General features: G+C 61.4%; 1 protein-coding gene. It reads left to right on the top strand.

Translation table 11 applies throughout. The features are described from left to right. Positions 1-85: 85 nt before the first annotated feature. The gene (locus tag GGC47_RS27540; RefSeq protein WP_429069940.1) at positions 86-1,381 is read left to right on the top strand and encodes an ISNCY family transposase; all 1,296 of its coding nucleotides are present in this window, start codon (positions 86-88) and stop codon (positions 1,379-1,381) included. The last annotated feature ends 677 nt before the right edge of the window (positions 1,382-2,058 follow it).

Here is a 2,058-nt window from a genome sequence, read left to right as displayed (position 1 = left end):
TGTAGGCCCCCGTTAGAAAGGTCACCGGTCTCCCCGTTAGAGATGTCACTCGTGCTGAGTGCTGGCTTGCTGGGAGCTTTGCGTGATGACGGTGGTGTCGATGAGCCATGCCGAACTCGACCGGGTTCAGGTGCTGCGGGATGTTGTGGCGGAACGGATTTCGGTCGGCGACGCGGCGCAGCTACTTCATCTGACGCACCGGCACGTATTTCGGCTGCTGCAGGTTTATCGCCGGCGCGGGCCAGTCGGCCTGGTGTCGCAAAAGCGTGGCAAGCCGAGCAACCGGTCTTATCCGCCGACGGTCCGGACGCAGGCTTTGGCGCTGATCCGGGCGAACTATCCGGATTTCGGGCCAACGCTGGCGGCAGAGAAGCTCGCGGAACGGCATGGATTGCGGTTGGGCGTCGAGACGGTGCGGCGCTGGATGATCGCTGACGGAATCTGGCGCGATCGTCGAGAGCGGCTCAAGCCAGTGCATCAGCCGCGCTACCGGCGCGATTGCGTCGGCGAGCTCGTCCAGATCGACGGCTCGCAGCATTGGTGGTTTGAGGACCGTGGCCCGCAATGCACCCTGCTCGTCTTCATCGACGATGCGACCAGCCGACTGATGCACCTGCAATTCGTCACGGCAGAGTCGACGTTCGACTATTTTGCCGCGACGCGGAGCTATTTGCAGCGCCACGGCAAGCCGGTTGCGTTCTACTCTGACAAGCACGCGACGTTTCGGGTCAACAAGGTCGGTGCGACCGGCGGCAATGGCATGACGCAGTTCGGCCGGGCGCTGGATCAGCTCAACATCGACATCATCTGTGCCAACGTCCCGCAGGCCAAAGGCCGGGTCGAGCGCGCCAATGGCACGCTGCAAGACCGGCTGGTGAAGGAGCTGCGGCTCGCCGGGATCTCATCGCTCGAGGCCGGGAACGCCTTCCTGCCGGGCTTCATGGAGGACTTCAACCGGCGCTTCGCCAAGGTGCCGTTCAACGACAAGGATCTGCACCGTCCGCTCGCCGGGGACGACGATATCGACGAGGCCTTTGCCTGGAAGGAGGAGCGGACGGTTTCGCAGAACCTGACGCTGCAATACGACAAGATGCTGTTCATCCTTGAACCGACGCCGGTGACCCGCACCCTCGCCCGCCAGCGTGTCACGATCTACGACTATCCAGATGGTCGGTTTGCGATCCGGCACCAGGGCCTTGACCTGCCTTATCGGACTTTCGACAAGGTTCAGCAGGTCGATCAGGCCGCGATCGTCGAGAACAAACGGTTAGGCGCGACGCTGGCCTACATTGCCGAGCGCCAGAAGGAGCTCAACATGTCACGCAGCGGCCGAGCGCCTCGACGGCAGGGTCAGGGGAAGAGCATCTTCAAGGCCGGCTAGCGAAGCAGCCGGATGGATCGGCAATTTCCTAGATGGGTGGATAGAGGCTATTGCGGCTCCTATGATGGAGGCGTTACGACCGTCCATCGGGTTCAGCCGCTACTGGCAATGGTCGTGACAACGTCAGCCTCGCCTTCCTCTGTTGCTAAAGTCGGACTGATCAGCTTGAGCTTCGTTGTCGCGAGCTTGCCATTTGTAGCCATGTTATGGCGCCACTTCGCTGATCAAAGGCGCCTTGCTGTCGAGCCTCACATTCGCGGTAGTGTGCTATCTCACTGGCGTATCAAGCATAACACTCGCGCGGTGATCGAGTTTGTTAGGAAGGATGCTTCGGGAACGTGGGTCCTGTGCCAGACCGAAGTGACCTTGCCGGGCCATCAGGTGGAATACAGGCAAACCGTATTCGTCGTACCACGCTCGGACTCATGTGGGCAGCCAGCGGTCGCGCTGGTGGAGCCGAAGCGACGTTGAACGAAGATATAGCAATGTCGGCAGTGGGTCGTTCTTTGCCCTTCAGCGTGAGTCGCGCCCTGCCCGCCCGGTCGCTTGTAGCCATGCCGCAGCGCGGCTGCGCAACCCTGACCAGCTCCGCCGCGCTGCTTGAGGTAAGCCGGAGAACTGGCCTGAGTGACATTTCTAACGAGCACAGAAAGCGACTTGTCTAACGAGCTCTGACA

Origin of the sequence: Allobosea sp. OAE752, from assembly GCF_050433265.1 — a bacterium.
In the GTDB taxonomy this organism is placed as follows: domain Bacteria; phylum Pseudomonadota; class Alphaproteobacteria; order Rhizobiales; family Beijerinckiaceae; genus Allobosea; species Allobosea spartocytisi.
Note: the sequence above shows the minus strand (reverse complement) of the source record. Positions and strands in the feature narration are given on the sequence as shown.